Below are 18,504 nucleotides of genomic sequence, written 5' to 3'. Positions count from 1 at the left end.
GGATAAGGAAAGGTTAAAAATTCAGGGCTTTTTTCAGCTTTTCAATATCCTGTTCCGTATGCCAGCTGCTCAGCACAATCCTGTTAATCGGCCTGCTATCAGGATCGGGATAAGGAAATGAAGAGATCAGGATACTTTTCTTCAATAAATGATCTGCCAGCGTTGGATCCTGTGATAAGAAAGCAGGGAACGCTTGTTCGAACCGCCAGGATAAATTTAAAGAATCAATGAATAAGTTAATATTTTGCTGCAGCCTGCTCCATGCCTTTTGATATATTTCTTCAGCGTGGATAAATGCAAAAAGACTGGCTGCGGGAGGAGGGGAGGCCCCGACAAAAATATTGGTGTTTTTAAGTTTGGCAATAATTGCATTCGAGCCTAAAACTAAACCAGCATCAACACCTAAAGCTTTAGCCATCGATGCAACTACCATCCGCTCAATATTTGCTTTAACCGGTAAACTGGTAAAAGCGCCCAATCCATTATTATTTACGCCTATACCATGCGAATCATCTACAATCAGGATAATCTCTTTTTCAGGCTTTATTTCGCTTAGAAAATTGAAATCATAAATCTCAGGAAAAAGATTGTTCATGGAATTGCTGATGAGCACCCAGGTTTTTTCGGCAGTATTGTTGATTAATGTTATTGTTTCATTTTTCCATGCATCAAAGGTCTGGCTATTTACAGTTTGATCAGCGAGCCATAATGCAGGATGTGTGGCTGGCGCATAAATTACCTTGCCTAAAGCCGACAAAGCTTTAACCGTAAGCTGCGCCGCTAAATATCCGCTCGAGGTAATGAGCGCATTTTCTGCTTTAAAACGTTTTGCAACTATTTTTTCTGCTTCGTCGTAAATACCCAGCTGGATGTTATTGTTCCGGCTGGTTCCGTTGTTTAAACCAAATTTTTTAATCCCTGCTACATGTAAATCAATAAAAGCCTGGTTTTGTGGAATACCCAGATATGCTGTTCCGCCAAAATACAGATAAGAGGTACCATCTATATTGATGTTATTAGAGAAAGGCTTATCAATTGATTTAAAATCCGGCATTAAAAATTTTCGTGTATGTAGGTTACTATTCTTACCATTTCAGCACGTACTTCGGCTGTGGGTTTTACGAAATTGTTATTCATAAACGAATAGATGTAGGTTTTGCCTTTTTTCGTCAGTACATATCCGCTTTGATTATGAACACCACCCAACGAACCTGTTTTGCCAAAAACAAAAGGTTTGTCGGTTTTTGGATAGGCACTTTTTAAAGTGCCGCTTTTTCCTCCTGAAGGCAGCATATCAAAAAGTTTTTCAGGATTATTCACCAGTTTATAAATAGAATCGAGCAAATAAATATTATCGCGGGGGGTAAACAGGTCCTGACGTGATAAACCCGATCCATCTACCCATTTAACTTTATCGGGCAGAAAGGAAAGGTAGTTTTTGGTAATGTGCTGTATGGCTTTTACCGTGCTCAGTGTATCACCGATCTGGTTTGAGCATACCAGCAGCAGATGTTCGGCAATAAAATTATCGCTTGGCAGCATCATGTGTTTTAAAACCGAATCTCGTTTTGCACCCTGCAAAGTTTTCGCATCTGCAGGGATTTTAAAATCAATAAGGCCAACCGGTTTGTGCAAGGTATCTGATAATACTTCAACAGTTACCTGAGCACTGGTTTTGTAAGGATTTTGTTGATTGTATCCCGGTTTTACGGCAACGGCCGGGTAATGAAAATTATTGGTCAAAAAATCGCGTGTTACCTGAAAATTGCCTGTAGTTTTGGTCGAATCGGCCTTAAAACAAGAGGCGAAAACTTTCGGCTCGATGTTGATTTTATTCGGACCGGCATACGTAGAGGTAACCATATTATCCATAATCGGCATCTCGGTAATTTCGGGCTGATAATAATAATCGTAATCATCCCACGCCCAGCCATCGCCAAAAAAAGTACCTGAGTAACGCCCGGGAGCAAAAAAGAGTTTTTTGTTGGATGCTGACAGGAAGTTATAGGCCGATTTATCTTTAACTGCAAACTGTAAAAACGAAGGATCTCCCGTTCCCCAAAAAATTAACGAGTCGTTCCGTTCGATATATTTTAATGCCGGCATTAAATCGGGCAGCATTTTTAAACTTGCATAAAAAGTATATAATTTGGTGTTAGAGGCCGGAGTAAAATACTTATCGGCATCTTTTTCAAAAATCATCTTTTTATCCGCAGGATTGTAAAGCGCAAAACCCACCTGGTATTGTTTGATAACCTGCGAATTCTTAAATTCTTTGGCTACTTTTCTCGAGACCATTTTGTTGGTTGAGCATGCCGTAAACAAACAAACCGATAATGCAGATAGAATAAAAAAGAGATTGTGATTTTTTAACCCGAACATGTTCTTAATTTAAGGGACATAATTATCAACTAATTTATTAAATTTAGTTCAATGTTAACCAAATATAGTCCCGGTGTAATAATCTGTTTACGCAAACTAACAATTTGCCTGGGATTTGTATTTCTTTTTTTTTCGGCTTCGGCACAGGAATTCTTTTTCAAAAGGAACCGGCAAAAACAATCTATTACGTTTAAATGCATTAAAAACCTCATTGTTATCCCTGTTTATGTAGATGGTAAAGGCCCTTTCGATTTTGTGCTGGATACCGGTGTAGGGCCCATGATCATTACCGATCCGTCTATTATCGACTCGTTAAACTTTAATCTGCTCCGTAAAATTAAAGTTTCAGGATTGGGGATCGAAACAGTTGAAGCCTATGTTTCACAGAGCCTTGATGTAAAAGTGGGTGGTGCTACCATAGAACATATTCCAACGGCAATTTTAAAGGAAGATCTTTTTAATTTATCAGGCCATTTGGGGATTAAAATTTATGGACTGCTGGGTTATAGCTTTTTTAACAGCTTTATTGTTGATGTGCGTTATAGTGAGAACCGGCTGATTATCTACGATCATGATGCAAAGATTAAGTACCGCGGGAAAAAAATTCCCATTGAGATCGAAAACCAAAAACCTTATGTACTGGCCAATGTTGAACTTCCCGACGGTGAATCAATAAATGCCAGGTTTTTAATGGATACCGGCGCCAGTCATGCTTTATCGATGGAAATGCTCCGCGGAACCGAATTTCCCCTGCCTGAAAAAAAGATCAAAGCCAATTTGGGGATGAGCCTGAGCGGGCAGATTAAAGGTTATGTTGGGCGGGTGGCCAGGTTAAATTTGGGGGGTTATAATTTTAGCAGTGTAGTTGCCGGTTTTCCTGATTTTAAAACCATTGCAGATAAGATCGACCTATCAAAACGAAATGGAAATCTGGGGGCCGATCTGCTGCGCAAATTCAATATCCAGTTTAACTACGAAGAAGGCTTTATTTATGTTAAACCCAATAGTTTCAGTAAAATTCCTTTCGAACATGATATGGTAGGCATGGTGATCTATCTGGATCAGAAAGAGTATAAAAGGCTGATTATTGGCGAAATAGACGAAAATAGTCCCGCCGAAAAAGCAGGCCTTTGTCCTGATGACGAAATTATCGGCGTGAATTTTAAAAGTGTTGATACCTACACCTTAAACGACTTAAGCGAATTGTTTAAATCGAAGGCCGATAGAAGCATAATTTTTGAGATTTATAGAGATAAACAGGTGTATTTTAAGGTAGTAAGGCTCGAAAAGAGGATTTAAAGACGGTAATTTTCTGGTTACAAAACAATTGCCATGTAACAAGGCTTTAACTTTAACCTCTTATTATCAAGCAAACTAACTTTTATATACACATGAAGAAAAACTTTAAGGTGCTTGCTTTGGCAGGTATCGTAGCGCTTGGTGTAGCCGGATCTGGTTCCGTATATGCACAAAAAAAATCTAAAACCACAAAAGGGGCAACTCCTGCCACACCTGCCGCCACTCCGGCTGCAGCACCAAAAAAAGAAGGAATTAAACCATTTTCGGAAGTAATTACCGCAAAAGCTAAAACTACAAACGGCTTGTTCAAAACACACAAAGTAGACGATAAATGGTATTTTGAAATACCGGATTCGATGATTAACCGCGAGATGTTAGTGGTTACGCGCTTAGCTAAAGTACCAGCCGGCGTTAAAGTTGGCAATCAGCAATATGGCGGAGAAGAATTAAACGAGCAGGTATGGAAATGGGAACGTAGGGGCAAACAGGTGTTTATCCGCGTACCAAGCTATTCAACAAAGGCAGATCCGAACAGTGATATGTACGAATCGGTGCAGAACTCAAACCTTGCACAGATTTTGGCCAGCTTCGAAATTAAAGCTTACAACAAAGATACCAGCGGTGTGGTAATTGATGTAACTGATTTTTATAATGGCGATGTAATGGCTATCGGTGCTACCGACCAGATCCGCAAGGCCTATAAAGTAACCATGTATGATGCCACACGTTCTTACATTGATACCGTAAAAACTTTTCCGATCAATATCGAGGTGAAAACTGCTAAAACTTACCGTGCGGCAGAATCGCCAACCGATAACAGCAATGCTGCAGTAACTTTCGAGTTTAACACTTCGATGCTTTTATTGCCAAAAACGCCTGTTAAAGCAAGGATTATGGATAACAGGGTAGGTTTCTTCGGTCAATCCCAGATTGATTACGGAACCAATGCACAAAAAGCAGAACGTACAGCTTATATCCACCGCTGGAACCTGGTTCCCAAAGATACCAACGCTTACAAACGTGGCGAACTGGTAGAACCGGTAAAACCGATCGTAATTTATATAGATCCGGCTACACCAAAAAAATGGGTGCCTTTCCTGATTCAGGGTATTAACGATTGGCAGGTTGCATTTGAGGCAGCAGGTTTCAAAAACGCAATTATTGGTAAAGAAGCGCCAACCGCTCAGCAGGATCCTCAGTTCAGTGTAGAAGATTCGAGGTATTCAGTAGTGCGTTATTTCGCATCTGATATCGCAAACGCTTACGGACCGCACATCAGCGATCCACGTACCGGACAGATTTTAGAAACACATATCGGTTGGTACCATAACGTAATGAATCTGTTGCGCAACTGGTATTTTGTACAAACCGCTGCCATTAATCCAGAGGTGCGCAAAGCTCAGTTTACCGATGCGCAAATGGGCGAACTGATCCGTTTTGTCTCATCGCATGAAATTGGCCATACTTTAGGTTTACCGCACAACTTTGGCTCAAGCTATGCTTATCCTGTTGATTCGTTACGCTCTAAAAGCTTTACCGATAAACATGGTACTGCACCATCTATTATGGATTATGCCCGTTTTAATTACATTGCCCAGCCGGGCGATGGTGTAACCAAACTACACCCTCAAATTGGCGAATATGATAAATGGGCGGTGAAATGGGGATACTCATGGATTCCGGGTGGTAAAACTGCGGAGCAGGAAAAAGAAGTTTTAGATCAGTGGACCTTAAAAAATGCAGGTAACCCACTATACTTTTATGGCCGTCAGGGAACTTCTTTAGATCCACGTTTGCAAAGCGAAGATTTAGGTGATAACGCGATGAAAGCAAGTACTTATGGTATTGCCAACTTAAAACGCATTTTGCCTAATGTAGAAAAATGGACTTTCCAGAAAGGAAAAGATTATAGTGACTTAAAAGAAATCTATACCGAAATTGTGGGTCAGTTTAACCGTTACATGGGCCATGTGGCTGCAAACGTTGGTGGATTAAGCGAAAACTTTAAAACTTACGAGCAAAAAGGACCGGTTTATGCTTACTTACCTAAAACGAAACAAAAAGAAGCAGTTACTTTCTTTAATCAACAGTTATTTACTACACCACTTTGGTTAATCAGCAACGGGCAGTTAAGCAAATTCGATAATGGTGTATTATTGAATCGTATTAAAAGTGTTCAAACCAATACTTTGGGCAATCTTTTATCTGCTTCGCGTATTGCGCGTTTATTGGATAATGAAACCAAAAACGGTGCAGCAAAAGCTTATACCTTGCCAGAGTTATTTACCGATCTGAGATCATCTGTTTTTGTTGCCGGAAGGGCTGATGCATTTAAACGTAATTTACAACGTGCTTATGTAGATCGTTTACAGGATTTAATGACCAAAGAAGCCGATCTTCCTCCTGGTTTCCCGGCAGAGTTTGCCGCAGGTTTTGGCTTAACACCAATTAACGTTGGTTTATCTGATATCAGGCCATTGGTTAGGGCAGAATTGAAAACCTTACTGGCTACCACCAAAGCAAGAGCTGCTGCCGGCGATGCCATTACAAAAGCACATTACGAAGACTTAAGTATCCGTATTAAAGATATTTTAGATCCGAAGAAATAGTTAATTATAGAATGATAAAATTATAGAATGATTGAATGGATGGCAAAATGCCGATTCAATCATTCAAAACCCAATCATTCAAAATTCATTCCTTCAAAATTCAATCATTCAAAAAAGCGGAGCAGATCATTAAATTGATCGCTTCGCTTTTTTTGTTTTAAGTTAAATGCCGAACCCTGGTTTATAAACCTGATAGAACGAAAAGCCCACAGCGAGGTACGAGCGAGGACTTGGAGGGATAGCAGGACTACCGGCAGCCATTAACACCGAACCATTCGTTTTCAGAAAATATTGAACACCTGAAACATTAGAGTATACTTGAATGCCTATTTGGCCAAACCTCGCAGGTTTTTAAATCGATTCGTCATCTCGACTGAAGCGTAGCGGAATGGCGAGATCTACCTAGATAGATTTAGCTTCGCTGAGCACCTGCGTGGTTCTCGACTCCGTTGCACTCTGCTCGAAATGACGACGTTATTAAAACCCTTTGTATAATTCTTGATGCTTTAAGTTAAACACACATCTGTTTTTTATTTTAGCGCAAAACTGCATTATGCTTAAAAAATTATTCTTTGCGCTTACACTTTTTACTTCGGGCTTATCAGCCTTTGGCCAAAATGCCGATTCTTTAGCGGTTGTAAAAACCAGATGGCAGAAAAATAAAATAGCTAAACAGGTAGTGATGTACAGGCATCATTTTGATCAGAAAAACCTTTTTGCTGCCAATGAGAATATTTCCTATTTAGAAGTAAAAAACACTGGTCGCAAAGCGGTATTTGCCATCGGTGCTGAAGAAAAAACATTAATTACCACCAGCAATTTTGGATTAAGGGATACGGCAATTGCTGCGGTAAACGGCAATTTCTTTGACGTAAAAAATGGTGGATCGGTAGATTTTGTACGTGTTAACGGAAAAACCATCAATACCAACCGCCTGGAAAAAAGTGGAAACAGGGCAAGGCACCAGGAAGCGGCCCTTGTAATCGATAACGGCAAAATTGCCATCAAAAAATGGGACGGCTCTGCCGATTGGGAAACAAAGTTAAACGAACAGAATGTGTTATTAAACGGTCCGTTATTAACCTTCAATAAAGTTGATGAAACACTGGATACCGCTGCCTTTAACCGCTTACGCCATCCGCGTACCTGCCTGGGTATAAAACCAAATGGAAGGGTAATTTTGTTAACTGTTGATGGCAGAAACGATAATTCAGCCGGAATGAGTTTGTTCGAACTTACCAAGCTCATGCGCTGGTTAGGCTGTAGTTCTGCTATAAATTTTGATGGTGGTGGTTCTACTACGCTGTGGGTAAACGGCATGCCCGATGGTGGTGTAATCAATTATCCAACTGATAATAAAAAGTGGGATCACGAAGGGCAACGGAAAGTGGCCAATGTTATTCTAGTGAAGAAACAGGCCAAAAGATAAAACACCTTTAACAGCAACAAGCTTAAAAAAACTTATTTTAGCCGAAGATTTTTGTTGAAATGATTAAAAATACGATATACCTTTCCTTTTTTATGCTCATGCTCAGTGCCTGTAAAATGGGTACCAAAACCAGCGACCCAACGTTGAGGGATTTTACTTTCGAACCTGTTAAGGGCATCAGGTATGTTGAAGTAAAGCGCCGGTTTAAGGATGGATACTCTTTTAATCAGGAAGGTTTTATGCAGAAACCCTCGTGGATCATTGAGGTGGTTAAAGAAGATACCATGTCGGCCTGGAGCCCGCAGAAGCATAGGATGCAGAATTTTTACCTGCAGTACGACCATGGTAATGTATACAATTTCGCCGCCGAATTTTTCAAGGTAAAACACATCAGTAAAGATAGTTTGGTTTTCCAGCGCATACAGGTTGACGGGAAAGTGATTGCGTCTGATGTACGTTCGGATGTAAACATGACTTTTTATGCGCAGGACTACATTAAAAATAAACTGAAGACCAAAGCCGAAGAGCTGCAGAAACCAACCAGTGCTGATACCGCTTTTATCGAAAAACGTTCTGCCAAAGTTAACCTGAATAGCGATAGTGCTTTTGCTGCTACAGATCCGGTGCAGTTTATTTCGAAAAGCAAAATTGCTCGGGTAGAAAAAATCAGTACGGTAGATCGTGCCAATAATAGAACAGAAGCTTACGATTACATGTTCCCGCAGTATATCATCAGGATCGATAAAGCGTATAAAGATTTTGCTTACCAGGTTGCCGCCGTGGTAGATTTTCAGGGAGGGATACATGTTAAAACCATTTATAATGTACTGCCTGAAAATGCGGAGGCCAAAAAGAAGGTGGCCCAGGGTATTGCCGACATCTATGTAAGGAACCTTTTTAACGTAGCTCCGGGTACCACATTAGGCGTGCCGCACAATAGTGAAATCACCCTGACGATGATTGGAAAGGCAACTAAAAAGCCTTAATAATCTGATGTTTACAAAATTTTAACGTTAAAAAAATGTTAAAATTTTATTTTGATTTTAAAAATTAAAAGTTACCTTGCATACTTAATTTAATATTTAATACAATGCAAGAAGGCACAGTAAAATTCTTCAATGTAACTAAAGGTTTTGGCTTTATCGTTCCTGCGAATGGCGACAGCGAAATTTTTGTTCATTCAACAGGTCTTATCGACGAAATCCGTGAAAACGACAAAGTACAGTACGAAGTTGCTAACGGTAAAAAAGGCTTAAACGCCGTTAATGTGAAAGTAATTTAATTTATTTATCATATTTACAATGAGCCTCGATTCCGTCGGGGCTTTTTTGTTTTTTGTCGTTATCAATCAGTCTGTTTTTAGATCTACATTACTATTTTTATGACCCATTACTTTATTATTCCCGGCCTGGGAAATTCTGGACCAAACCATTGGCAAACCCATTTCGAAAATTCAGGAGATAACTTTACCCGCATTAACCAAAAGGAGTGGGATGCACCGGCAAATAAAGATTGGATTGAAACCATCGAAGCCGCAATAAAGGGTTACGATCTGAATAATGTGGTTTTAATCGGCCATAGTTTGGGCTGCACAGCCATCGCTAATTGGGCAAAAACTTACCAAAAACGAGTGAAAGGTGCCTTATTAGTTGCCCCGAGTGATTTGGAAGCGCCAAAATACATTTTCGAGACGCCCGGATTCGATGGCGTTCCTTTGGATAAAATAAACTTTAAAACCATTGTAGTATCCAGCACAAACGATGAATGGGTAACTTTAGAAAGAGCCGCATTTTTTGCCAAACATTGGGGCAGCGAATTCATCAATATTGGTGAAGCAGGGCATATTAACGCAGATTGGGGCTTTGGAGAATGGCCGGAAGGATTGGAGATTTTAAAACAGTTGGGATAAGGTTTCCCGCAGATTGCGCGGAAAACGCAGATCGAAATCAATCAGCGTAAATCATTTAGATCTCCGGACATATTAATGCAGATTCGGGCTTTGGAGAATGGCCGGAAGGACTGGAGATCTTAAAACAGTTGGGATAAGGTTTCCCGCAGATTGCGCGGAAAACGCAGATCGAAATCAATCAGCGTAAATCATTTGAATCTGCGGGCATATTAATACCGATGCCGTTCGGCAAGTGGCCGGAAGGGGCTGGAGATTCTTAAAAAACCAGGTTAAAATTTGCTTTAAATGATTCGTCATCTCGAGCGAAGTGCAACGTAGTCGAGAGATCTACCACGTCAGATCTCTCCATTCCACTGCGTTTCAGTCGAGATGACGACTATTTTTATTTATACATCTTTTTCCTCAAAAACTGATCTAGAAACACCAATCCAATTACCAAATCAACAAATAAGAAGCTGTAGAGCACAGTTGGTGTAATATATTTATTCAGATTGAAGTTTAAATTGGCATCCAAATCGAATTTTGGCAAGCTGATGTTCGAATTATAAAGTACATAACCAAATAAGGCCAACAATGAAATCATGAAAAAGCCGCCAATGCCATAAATAATCTTTTTATCAACCTGTGTTTTCATGGCTACAGGTGCAGGCTCCAGAGCCACACTTTCCATTACATTTCTAGCGAAAGACATCGATGGTTCATCCAGATCCAGCCCGGCAAAAACCGAATTAAGGTTTAAAAGATCTTCGTACTGCGATTTAATCTCAGGATCAGATTCAATTTTTTCTTCAATGGCTTTTTTTGCCAATCCGTTTAAATTGCCATCTATATAATCCCAAAGTTGTTGCTCTATTTCATTCATAGTAACTCCTTTACTTCATCTTTTAACAAATATTGTAATTTTTCTTTAAGCCTTTGCCTTGCCCGGTGCAATTTTACTTTTATCGTATTGGGCTCCATGTGCAAGGCTTCGCCAATTTCTTCCAAACTCTGCTCGCCTTTGTAAAAAAGGGTAATAATTGCGGCATCATCCGGCAAAAGCTGGGTAATGGCTATATTCAAAAAAGCATGACTATCCTGTTTTTCGTATCCATTGGCATTAAAACCTGAGGTATGGTTCTCGAGCTGTAAAAGAGTGCCTTCATCATGTATCGAGGATGTATCCAAACGGCTTTTCCGCAAAAAAGTCATGGCCGTGGTATAAGTAATAGTGTACAGCCAGGTACTAAATTTAGCTGTTTGCTTAAAAGTACCCAATGCTTTATATGCCTTTATAAAGCAATCCTGGGCAATTTCTTCGGCATCTTCCCTGTTTTTTGCAAACCTTAAAGCAAGCGTAAATACAAAGCGCTGGTGGCGTTTAACCAACAGTGCATACTGATCGGTTTGCCCGTTCAATACGTTTTGTATCAGTGCTAAATCGGTAAGGTTTTGCTCCATGTTTAGCTGTAAGACTACATCAAAGATCGGTAGGTTACACGTGAAACATTATTTTAATTGTTGAAGCGCAAAGATCGTCATCTCGACTGAAGCGCAGCGAAATGGAGAGATCTATCTGGATAGGTTTCTCGACTGCGTTGAACTCCGCTCGAAATGACGCTACTTTTTTAACTCTGATAATGGTAGTTTCCGAAGAATCTAGGAATGAAGGTTTAATTAAATTTTATTGTTTTTTGGAAATGATGGGGCTGTTTTTCTTGGCAGACTGTGGTCCTGCTGTTCGCTGTAGCCCTCATACTTCGGGGCTGCCGCTGCCATCAGGTTTACGAACATCGTTTCTGCGCCCTGCAAACTGCAAAAATGAAATGCTGTTTTGGCCATTTAGCCCCCTGCCCCTTGCAGGCGGTCGGGTGAAGCATTACCCTGCATCCCGGGCATCGGGAGAAGGGTAAAAGCGGAACACGGGAGCCGATTTTGTTGTTTGCACAGGTATTGTGCTCAAAAATATTTTTGCCCCTTAAACTTCCGAAGTTTTGCAAACGCGCTGGCCACGGTAAACTTCGGAAGGTGGCCGCACTAATGCGAAGCAAAAAACTTTAAACCTGCAATTGATCCGATAAGCGTGCAGATAAAAAATATCCGCCAAAAGGTTGCCGGCTCGTTAAAATAGGCAATGCCGATAATTACTGTCCCAACGGCACCAATCCCCGTCCAAACCGCATAGGCTGTGCCCATCGGCAGGGTTTGGGTAGCTTTGTTTAATAACAGAAAGCTTAAACCGATGCATACAAAAAATGCCGCACTCCATTTTATGTTCGAGAAATTGTTCGATAATTTAAGGCAGGTAGTAAAGCCAACTTCAAAAAGGCCGGCAATAATTAAGATAATCCAGTTCATGATAAATGTGTTTCCGCAAAATTACGGCACATTTACCGGGCAACATTTTACAAATGTTAAAAAATGAACCTATTTGCAAGCGGCCCTGATGCGGCTTAAAGTAACCTGTGTTACACCAAGGTATGAGGCAATGTGTTTTAAAGCAACGCGTTTTATCAACTCGGGCGATTGTGCTATAAATTCCTCATAACGTTCTGCTGCACCTTTAAAAGCCCTGTCGATCAATCTTTTTTCGGTGGCAATCAGCTCCTGTTCTGCAATTTTTCTGCCCCAGTTGGCAATTTCAAGGTTGTGTTCGTAAAGCGAAAAGAGATCATTTAACCTGATCTGCATTAAAGAACTGTTTTCTAAAAGTTCAACATTTTCATAACCGGGGCGGTTATTGATGTAGCTGTTGAAAGAAAAAAGCACGTTGCCACTTTGTCCGAACCAAAAGGTAATCTCCTGGTTCTCGCCATTGCAATATGCCCGGGCGATGCCATTTTCAAGAATAAAGAAATTGGGCTCTACCTTGTCTGCGCGGATAATTATAGCTCCCTTTTGGTGTTTAACATACTCAACATACTTAGCAAGCTCATGTAATGAACCATCACTTAATGAGGCAAAAACGGCTATATTTCTGAGTTTTTCTATCAAAATGCAAGGTTATGAAGCAAAAATAGCAATGTTTATCTGGTATAAGCTAATTATTATGTTCTGTGGGTTTAATGATTGAACATTCAAAATTAAACGCGTAGTGCCTTGCCACCTGCAATTTGATCATTGAAAATTGATCATTGAACATTTTTTACCCTAAGGTGTAACCTCTTTAAAAAACATGTAGTCATAATACACAGAACACGGTTCAATAAACAAATAAAATATTTACAAATTAAAAAATTATAATCATGTCAGGTATATTAGTTCCCATCTCACTTTTTTTAGGCGCATTCGCAATGGTATTTGGAATACGTTATTTATCAAACAAGGAAAAAATGGCAATGATCGAACGGGGAATCGATCCTGGAATCCACAAAGCAACACCCAAACCCTTTTTAAGTTTAAAATTTGGTTTGTTATTAGTTGGCTTGGGCATAGGTTTACTGGTAGCCCTGTTTGTTGTAAGGTCGGTATTTAACCGGGAAATGACGGATGGCGAAGAAGGGCAGGCAGTTGCCGTTTACTTTGGCTGTATCGGTATCTTCGGCGGCTTAGGGCTGATTGTTTCTTATCTGGTAGAAAAGAAATGGTTAGATAATAACAAATTGCTTTAATCAGCAGAGAAGTTAAGTTTTTATAGTGCGGTGGCAATTAAACTTGACTTCTCTTATTTTTGTCCCATCAGGTTTTGATGTCGTTAAAGAAGTCAAGTTTTATAGCAGAGTGGCTATTTAAACTTGACATCTTTTTTTACTGCGGCTTATTAATAATGGCTACCGTTAAGCGGCTAATGCAGTTCATTTTGCCACGCTCGTCGTAAATTTTAATTTCCCAAACCTGCGTTTTGGCACCAACGTGTAAAGGTTTACAGATTCCTTTTACCAAACCACTTTTTACCGGGCGCAGGTGATTGGCATTTACTTCTAAACCAACTGCAACATACTTTTCAGGATCGATGCACATATACGAGGCAATGCTTCCCAGGGTTTCGGCCAGAACAACCGAAGCGCCGCCATGTAATATGCCTGCAGGCTGGTGTGTACGTTCGTCAACAGGCATGGTGCCGGTAATAAAATCTTTACCAATTTCGGTAAAACGAATATCAAGCAATGCCCCTAAATGGTTTTTGGGGCGGTTATTTAAATCTTCAACAGTAAAATCCTTAAACCACATGATAACGTTCTTTTAAAATGGAAACATGGTGAATAATATGGCCGCCAACAATAAATAAGATCGATTTTACATTAATTTCCCTGCCTGATGCAATTCCTTTTCTTTCCAGTTCTTCTTCATTTAAGGATTTAAAAAGGAACAGATTGGCTTTTCGCAATGCCGTAAATTCTTCAATTAAATCTTCCAGTTCGCGTTGCTCAAAACGGGCATTCTGCACATAATCGTTCTCCTCAAAACCGGGCAGATGCTGCTGCTCGTTACGGGCGAAACAGGTAATGCGGTAAGCGAAAACACGTTCTGCATCGATAATGTGCCCCAGCATTTCCTTTAAGGTCCATTTTCCTTCAGCATAGGCATAATCTGCCTTATCGGTATTCCTCCTGAATAAAGCCGGCAGGCTTTCTACCTGGTCGTTTAAAATCTCGAAAATTTCCCTGTCAACTTTGCTGATGTAGGTTTCGCCCCAAATCGGATATTCGTTAGGCTGTGGTCGGTTCATATCTTAAACTGCTTTTTAATATTATCCTAAAAGTGGTGCCTTTGCCCAGCTCTGATTCTTTTACAAAAATTTCGCCGCTATGGTAATTCTCCACAATACGTTTGGTTAGCGATAAACCAAGCCCCCAGCCACGTTTGCGTGTGGTGTAACCCGGTTGGAAAACCGCATCAAATTTAGATCGCGGAATACCCTTTCCTGTATCGCTCACATCGATAAATACCTGTTCTTTGGCCAGGTTTTCAATAATATTTACCGAAATCGATCCTTCATTTTCGATGGCGTTGGCTGCATTTTTCAATAGGTTTTCAATTACCCAGTCAAATAGCGGAACATTGAGAAGAGCCCTTACCTGTTCGTCGCCTGTAATGCTGAATTTAACTTTATCAGAGGTACGTACTTTAAAATACCGGATAAAATCGCTGATCACGATATAAACCGTATGGTCTTCGAGTATCGGTTTAGAACCTATTTTTGAGAAACGGTCGGTAATAATCTCTAAACGTTTAATATCGTTTTCCATTTCGGCAATCAAAGGGTCATCTTCTGCATCAAATTTAGATTTCATCAGCTCCGTCCATGCCATGAGCGACGATATCGGAGTGCCCAGCTGATGCGCCGTTTCCTTGGCGAGCCCCACCCAAACATGGTCTTGCTCATCCCGCCTTGCCGAACTGAATGCGGCATAAGCTGTTAAAAGGAAAAGGAATATTACGCCCATCTGGATGTAGGGGAAATACCTTAACTGTGTTAAAATGAAAGAATCGCGGTAGTAAGCTTTAAATTTTTTGCCAAAAAAATTCATTTCATCCGGAGGATGCTGTGCCTTCATCTGCCTTAATTGACGGACAAAATATAAACTGTCGTAACTTAGTTTGGTATCCGCTGTCGGATAATTGGTTTTCGTGCTGTCCAAGCCGAAAAAAGAACTGATCATACCTGCAGAATCGATCATGATTACAGGCGTTTTAGTGTTTGCCCGTACCGTTTCTACAATTACACGATAATCATCATTATCATAAAGAAACATGGCCCGTTCCTGGATTTTAACCCAAAGGTGAAATTGATCGGCTTCTTCGCGCTCCATTTTTTTAACAAAAGAATCGGTGTAAAATACTGAAGCAATGCCAATTAGGATGGCAAAAATGAGAAGGAAAAACTTCCAGCGGCGTTTCTTTTGATAAGGGTTCATGCTTTAGCTAGCCAAATTACAATAACAAAACGAAAAAAACACCAAACCATTATGCTTTTTCGAAAACCAATAACCATCAATTTAAAAGCATAATACCTTCATCACGGATGAAAATACTATAAAATGGATGAAAAACATATCTTTGCAGCGTCTTGCGTTTTGCGCAGTGCGATGGGTGTTTGCTAAGCGCCAACCGCTATACGCCAGGCGCCCAACAACCCGATTATGGATAAAAAAGTTAGAGTAAGATTTGCCCCAAGCCCAACCGGAGGCTTGCATTTAGGTGGTGTGCGCACTGCTTTGTTCAATTATTTGTTCGCAAAAAAAAATAACGGAACGTTTGTGCTGCGTGTAGAAGATACCGATCAGAACCGTTTTGTAGAAGGTGCAGAAGAATATATCGTAAACTGTTTAGATTGGTGTGGTATTACGCCCGATGAAAGTCCAAATAATCCGGGTGCCTATGGTCCATACCGTCAAAGCGAACGTAAACCAAGTTATGGCAAATTTGCCGAGCAACTAATCAGCGATGGTTATGCCTATTATGCTTTTGATACGCCTGAAGAGCTGGATGCTAAACGTAAAGAAATCCCTAATTTCCAGTACGGGCAGGCTACACGTATGCAGATGCGTAATTCTTTAACCCTTACCGTTAGCGAGGTAGAAGAGTTGCTGGCCGCAAAAACGCCACATGTAGTACGTATTAAAGTACCTACAGATGAAATTGTACATTTTAAAGACCTGATCCGTGGCGATGTAAGTTTCGAAACGTCGTTGGTTGATGATAAAGTATTGTTAAAGGCCGACGGAATGCCAACTTATCATCTGGCCGTTGTAGTTGATGATAAAGCAATGGAAATCACTCATGCTTTTAGGGGCGAGGAATGGTTACCATCAGCACCGGTACACATCTTACTTTGGAAATATTTAGGCTGGGAAGCTGATATGCCTGCCTGGGCGCACCTGCCATTGATTTTAAAGCCAGACGGACACGGAAAATTGAGTAAACGCGATGGCGACCGCTTAGGTTTCCCGGTTTATGCCATGAACTGGACGGATCCTAAAACCGGCGATGTTACCAAGGGTTTTAAAGAAATGGGTTTTATGCCCGAAGCATTTATCAATATGCTGGCCCTTTTAGGCTGGAACGACGGAACTGACCAGGAGTTATTCTCATTAAAAGAGCTGGAAGAAAAATTCTCGATTGAAAGAATCAGTAAAGCCGGCGCTAAATTCGATTTCGAAAAAGCTAAATGGTACAACCACGAGTGGATTAAATCGCAGAGCGCCGGGCACCTGGCGGCAGGCGTTAAGGCCGAACTTGAAAAAGCAGGAGTTGAAGTCGAAGATGATACTTTCTTAAATACTGTTATCGATTTAATTAAAGACCGCTGTACCTTATTGCCTGATTTTGTGGCGCAGAGTACTTACTTTTTCATTTCGCCGGCAGAATATGATGTAAACTCCGTAAAACCAAAATGGACACCTGAGAAAGCGGCATTTTTTAATGCTTTTGCCGAAAGTTTAACCTTAACTGATGCCATTGCTGCTGAAGCAGCTTTTAAAACCCTGGCCGAAGAAAAAGGATTTAAACCTGGCGAATTGATGCTTCCTTTCCGTATTATGCTGGTAGGTGGCAAATTTGGCCCGGGTGTTTTTGATATTGCTGTATTATTGGGCGAGGCAGAAACCAAAGAAAGAATAGAAAAAGCAATAACTGTTTTTAACGGTTAAATATTATCCAACATTAAATAAAACGCATATTATAAAGAAGTCAAGTTTTAATAAACTTGACTTCTTTTTTTATAAAGTTAACGGGTATTATTCTTTTAAAAATAATAAAGCAGAATTATAATCAATAGGTTTCCAGTTGCTAAGCTTCTCATTAGGGCTTATGCCTTTTCTATCTAAAATTTCGATCTCTATGCTTTTAAGCAATTCTGGTTTTTTGTCATCGAAAATATTACTGAGCGGAAGTATTTTTCCTTTATAGTCAACATAATTTGGGTTAGCAATACTATAGCCCTTTTCCTGTATTGATTTTATAAATTTAATAGCCAGTTCTTTTTCATTTTTGCTATCCTTTACATTTTTAAGTTGCTCCCATTGTGCATTAAAGGATGTGGTTGGGTTTTGATCAGGTGCCATTGGTTTATCTTTCTTTTGAAGGCAGGATATATTCAGGAATAAAATTATAATGCAGAATATTTTTACTTTCATAATTAGTGAATGTTTTTCTCTCTTAACGTTTTGTTTAACCATGGCATATATATAGCCCGATGCCTCTGCCTGATGGTTTCCCCCGAATTCATAATAGACTTTAGATCCGAAATAAATACTCCTGAGTCGTACTCATCATTTAAACCCAGCATGTGTCCAAACTCATGAACTGCACCTCTTTGATAAGTTTTAGCACTTTTTTTAAGATACTCAAAGTCATTGGTGTCAAAATTGCCTGTTCTTAAACTGCTTATAACAAAACTTTGTGCCCATTCATCTTTTCTCAATTTAACCACATTTAAAGTCCAGTGATTATGTGTAAATACCCCAATTTTATTAAATGAAAACCTAAATTCTAATGCAATGGTTTTTCTACCAGCCGAGCCAGATAATGTTTTAATGTTTGATGCACCCCATTTTTTATCTATTTTCTCTCTGAAGTTTTTCTCAAAGTTATCTTTATCAATAAAGTTCCAATATTGATTGCGCCGGTTTATATAAATTATTTTTATTCTCATATAAATGATCAAAATATAATTCCCATTAGGGCGCTGAACAAAAAGCATATCAAATGCAGGAGTAGTAGTATGATTAAATGAAAGGTCTCTTGTGCTCGGAGGGGTTTCTATTGCTGAAATTAATCTTTCTCCATGTTTAAGTACTTCCCATGTATTAATCATAATTGAAATTTGTTAATTCATTATTGCTTAATTGTTTAGGGATATTTTAAAATTAACAAATACTTTTTAATAATAAAGAGGTTTTTTTGCCACAACCCAAAAGAATAAATCAACAAAAATAATTTCTACTTTAGTATAA

Annotated in this window: 20 protein-coding genes; 9 read left to right on the top strand and 11 right to left on the bottom strand. The window is 39.7% G+C overall.

Annotation, left to right across the window (positions count from 1 at the left end):
• Positions 1 to 13: 13 nt before the first annotated feature.
• Positions 14 to 1,054, bottom strand: coding sequence for an aminotransferase class I/II-fold pyridoxal phosphate-dependent enzyme (locus DRW42_RS17290; protein ID WP_113950091.1), 1,041 nt, complete (start codon positions 1,052 to 1,054; stop codon positions 14 to 16).
• Positions 1,054 to 2,298, bottom strand: coding sequence for a D-alanyl-D-alanine carboxypeptidase (locus DRW42_RS17285; protein WP_244215308.1), 1,245 nt, complete (start codon positions 2,296 to 2,298; stop codon positions 1,054 to 1,056). Before DRW42_RS17285 ends, DRW42_RS17290 begins: the two co-directional genes overlap by 1 nt.
• A 135-nt stretch (positions 2,299 to 2,433) precedes the next feature.
• Between DRW42_RS17285 and DRW42_RS17280 the strand changes: the two genes are divergently transcribed.
• From DRW42_RS17280 to DRW42_RS29515, 7 genes are all read left to right on the top strand, one after another.
• Entirely contained in the window at positions 2,434 to 3,681 is a 1,248-nt protein-coding gene (locus DRW42_RS17280) for an aspartyl protease family protein (RefSeq protein WP_113950089.1), read from the top strand.
• A gap of 92 nt (positions 3,682 to 3,773) precedes the next feature.
• Positions 3,774 to 6,290 (top strand): zinc-dependent metalloprotease, encoded by a 2,517-nt coding sequence (locus tag DRW42_RS17275; RefSeq protein ID WP_113950088.1) that lies wholly within the window; start codon positions 3,774 to 3,776, stop codon positions 6,288 to 6,290.
• A gap of 553 nt (positions 6,291 to 6,843) precedes the next feature.
• Complete coding sequence (locus DRW42_RS17270; protein ID WP_113950087.1) at positions 6,844 to 7,719, top strand: phosphodiester glycosidase family protein; 876 nt, start codon at positions 6,844 to 6,846, stop codon at positions 7,717 to 7,719.
• A 92-nt stretch (positions 7,720 to 7,811) separates the two neighbouring features.
• Positions 7,812 to 8,705 (top strand): hypothetical protein, encoded by an 894-nt coding sequence (locus DRW42_RS17265; RefSeq protein WP_244215307.1) that lies wholly within the window; start codon positions 7,812 to 7,814, stop codon positions 8,703 to 8,705.
• A gap of 104 nt (positions 8,706 to 8,809) precedes the next feature.
• Positions 8,810 to 9,001 carry a cold-shock protein gene (locus tag DRW42_RS17260; RefSeq protein WP_025141747.1) on the top strand — a complete coding sequence of 64 codons (192 nt, stop codon included), beginning with the start codon at positions 8,810 to 8,812 and terminating at the stop codon, positions 8,999 to 9,001.
• A gap of 99 nt (positions 9,002 to 9,100) precedes the next feature.
• Positions 9,101 to 9,628 (top strand): RBBP9/YdeN family alpha/beta hydrolase, encoded by a 528-nt coding sequence (locus DRW42_RS17255; protein WP_113950085.1) that lies wholly within the window; start codon positions 9,101 to 9,103, stop codon positions 9,626 to 9,628.
• A gap of 59 nt (positions 9,629 to 9,687) precedes the next feature.
• On the top strand, positions 9,688 to 9,765 hold the full coding sequence (locus tag DRW42_RS29515) for an alpha/beta hydrolase (RefSeq protein ID WP_208643582.1): 78 nt from the start codon (positions 9,688 to 9,690) through the stop codon (positions 9,763 to 9,765).
• Positions 9,766 to 10,010: 245 nt separating this feature from the next.
• On the opposite strand, the gene DRW42_RS17245 is transcribed toward DRW42_RS29515, so the two are convergent.
• From DRW42_RS17245 to DRW42_RS17230, 4 genes are all read right to left on the bottom strand, one after another.
• The gene (locus DRW42_RS17245) at positions 10,011 to 10,490 is read right to left on the bottom strand and encodes an anti-sigma factor family protein (protein WP_113950084.1); all 480 of its coding nucleotides are present in this window, start codon (positions 10,488 to 10,490) and stop codon (positions 10,011 to 10,013) included.
• Complete coding sequence (locus tag DRW42_RS17240) at positions 10,487 to 11,068, bottom strand: RNA polymerase sigma factor (RefSeq protein ID WP_113950083.1); 582 nt, start codon at positions 11,066 to 11,068, stop codon at positions 10,487 to 10,489. The genes DRW42_RS17245 and DRW42_RS17240 overlap by 4 nt, the downstream gene beginning before the upstream one ends.
• Before the next feature lie 576 nt (positions 11,069 to 11,644).
• Positions 11,645 to 11,965: a DMT family transporter gene (locus DRW42_RS17235; RefSeq protein ID WP_113950082.1), complete on the bottom strand. Its 321-nt coding sequence runs from the start codon at positions 11,963 to 11,965 to the stop codon at positions 11,645 to 11,647.
• 69 nt (positions 11,966 to 12,034) lie between these two features.
• The gene (locus DRW42_RS17230) at positions 12,035 to 12,601 is read right to left on the bottom strand and encodes a Crp/Fnr family transcriptional regulator (RefSeq protein ID WP_113950081.1); all 567 of its coding nucleotides are present in this window, start codon (positions 12,599 to 12,601) and stop codon (positions 12,035 to 12,037) included.
• A gap of 251 nt (positions 12,602 to 12,852) precedes the next feature.
• Between DRW42_RS17230 and DRW42_RS17225 the strand changes: the two genes are divergently transcribed.
• Entirely contained in the window at positions 12,853 to 13,218 is a 366-nt protein-coding gene (locus tag DRW42_RS17225) for a DUF6249 domain-containing protein (RefSeq protein ID WP_113950080.1), read from the top strand.
• Positions 13,219 to 13,354: 136 nt separating this feature from the next.
• Here DRW42_RS17225 and DRW42_RS17220 read toward each other — a convergent pair whose 3' ends face one another.
• The 3 genes from DRW42_RS17220 to DRW42_RS17210 are packed head-to-tail and all read right to left on the bottom strand — an operon-like array spanning position 13,355 to position 15,465.
• Positions 13,355 to 13,777, bottom strand: coding sequence for a hotdog fold thioesterase (locus DRW42_RS17220; RefSeq protein ID WP_113950079.1), 423 nt, complete (start codon positions 13,775 to 13,777; stop codon positions 13,355 to 13,357).
• Positions 13,767 to 14,276 (bottom strand): DinB family protein, encoded by a 510-nt coding sequence (locus DRW42_RS17215; RefSeq protein WP_113950078.1) that lies wholly within the window; start codon positions 14,274 to 14,276, stop codon positions 13,767 to 13,769. Before DRW42_RS17215 ends, DRW42_RS17220 begins: the two co-directional genes overlap by 11 nt.
• Positions 14,257 to 15,465, bottom strand: a complete 1,209-nt coding sequence (locus tag DRW42_RS17210; protein ID WP_113950077.1) for a sensor histidine kinase — start codon at positions 15,463 to 15,465, stop codon at positions 14,257 to 14,259. Before DRW42_RS17210 ends, DRW42_RS17215 begins: the two co-directional genes overlap by 20 nt.
• A 225-nt stretch (positions 15,466 to 15,690) precedes the next feature.
• Here DRW42_RS17210 and gltX point away from each other — a divergent pair, with 225 nt between their 5' ends.
• Positions 15,691 to 17,199, top strand: a complete 1,509-nt coding sequence (gene gltX, locus DRW42_RS17205) for a glutamate--tRNA ligase (protein WP_113950076.1) — start codon at positions 15,691 to 15,693, stop codon at positions 17,197 to 17,199.
• 87 nt (positions 17,200 to 17,286) lie between these two features.
• Here the strand turns inward: gltX and DRW42_RS17200 are convergent, their stop codons facing one another.
• Together DRW42_RS17200 and DRW42_RS17195 are read right to left on the bottom strand one after the other, a co-directional pair.
• A complete protein-coding gene (locus tag DRW42_RS17200) occupies positions 17,287 to 17,685 on the bottom strand; it encodes a hypothetical protein (RefSeq protein ID WP_113950075.1) in 399 nt (132 codons plus the stop codon).
• Positions 17,686 to 17,687: 2 nt separating this feature from the next.
• Positions 17,688 to 18,365: a hypothetical protein gene (locus DRW42_RS17195; RefSeq protein WP_113950074.1), complete on the bottom strand. Its 678-nt coding sequence runs from the start codon at positions 18,363 to 18,365 to the stop codon at positions 17,688 to 17,690.
• Positions 18,366 to 18,504: the final 139 nt, after the last annotated feature.

The organism is Pedobacter miscanthi (genome assembly GCF_003315595.1).
Lineage (GTDB): Bacteria > Bacteroidota > Bacteroidia > Sphingobacteriales > Sphingobacteriaceae > Pedobacter > Pedobacter miscanthi.
The sequence above is the reverse complement of the archived record's forward strand: the minus strand, read 5'-3'. Positions and strand labels throughout refer to the sequence as shown.

Bases quoted from the DNA above. Each gene is read 5' to 3' on its own strand.
- DRW42_RS17225 (WP_113950080.1), top strand. From the start codon at position 12,853: ATGTCAGGTATATTAGTTCCCATCTCACTTTTTTTAGGCGCATTCGCA.
- DRW42_RS17285 (WP_244215308.1), bottom strand. From the start codon at position 2,298: ATGGTCTCGAGAAAAGTAGCCAAAGAATTTAAGAATTCGCAGGTTATC.
- DRW42_RS17255 (WP_113950085.1), top strand. From the start codon at position 9,101: ATGACCCATTACTTTATTATTCCCGGCCTGGGAAATTCTGGACCAAAC.
- DRW42_RS17280 (WP_113950089.1), top strand. From the start codon at position 2,434: ATGTTAACCAAATATAGTCCCGGTGTAATAATCTGTTTACGCAAACTA.
- DRW42_RS17240 (WP_113950083.1), bottom strand. From the start codon at position 11,068: ATGGAGCAAAACCTTACCGATTTAGCACTGATACAAAACGTATTGAAC.
- DRW42_RS17220 (WP_113950079.1), bottom strand. From the start codon at position 13,777: ATGTGGTTTAAGGATTTTACTGTTGAAGATTTAAATAACCGCCCCAAA.
- DRW42_RS17195 (WP_113950074.1), bottom strand. From the start codon at position 18,365: ATGATTAATACATGGGAAGTACTTAAACATGGAGAAAGATTAATTTCA.
- DRW42_RS17215 (WP_113950078.1), bottom strand. From the start codon at position 14,276: ATGAACCGACCACAGCCTAACGAATATCCGATTTGGGGCGAAACCTAC.
- DRW42_RS17270 (WP_113950087.1), top strand. From the start codon at position 6,844: ATGCTTAAAAAATTATTCTTTGCGCTTACACTTTTTACTTCGGGCTTA.
- DRW42_RS17245 (WP_113950084.1), bottom strand. From the start codon at position 10,490: ATGAATGAAATAGAGCAACAACTTTGGGATTATATAGATGGCAATTTA.
- DRW42_RS17210 (WP_113950077.1), bottom strand. From the start codon at position 15,465: ATGAACCCTTATCAAAAGAAACGCCGCTGGAAGTTTTTCCTTCTCATT.
- DRW42_RS17275 (WP_113950088.1), top strand. From the start codon at position 3,774: ATGAAGAAAAACTTTAAGGTGCTTGCTTTGGCAGGTATCGTAGCGCTT.
- DRW42_RS17235 (WP_113950082.1), bottom strand. From the start codon at position 11,965: ATGAACTGGATTATCTTAATTATTGCCGGCCTTTTTGAAGTTGGCTTT.
- DRW42_RS17260 (WP_025141747.1), top strand. From the start codon at position 8,810: ATGCAAGAAGGCACAGTAAAATTCTTCAATGTAACTAAAGGTTTTGGC.
- DRW42_RS17290 (WP_113950091.1), bottom strand. From the start codon at position 1,054: ATGCCGGATTTTAAATCAATTGATAAGCCTTTCTCTAATAACATCAAT.
- gltX (WP_113950076.1), top strand. From the start codon at position 15,691: ATGGATAAAAAAGTTAGAGTAAGATTTGCCCCAAGCCCAACCGGAGGC.
- DRW42_RS17265 (WP_244215307.1), top strand. From the start codon at position 7,812: ATGCTCATGCTCAGTGCCTGTAAAATGGGTACCAAAACCAGCGACCCA.
- DRW42_RS17200 (WP_113950075.1), bottom strand. From the start codon at position 17,685: ATGAAAGTAAAAATATTCTGCATTATAATTTTATTCCTGAATATATCC.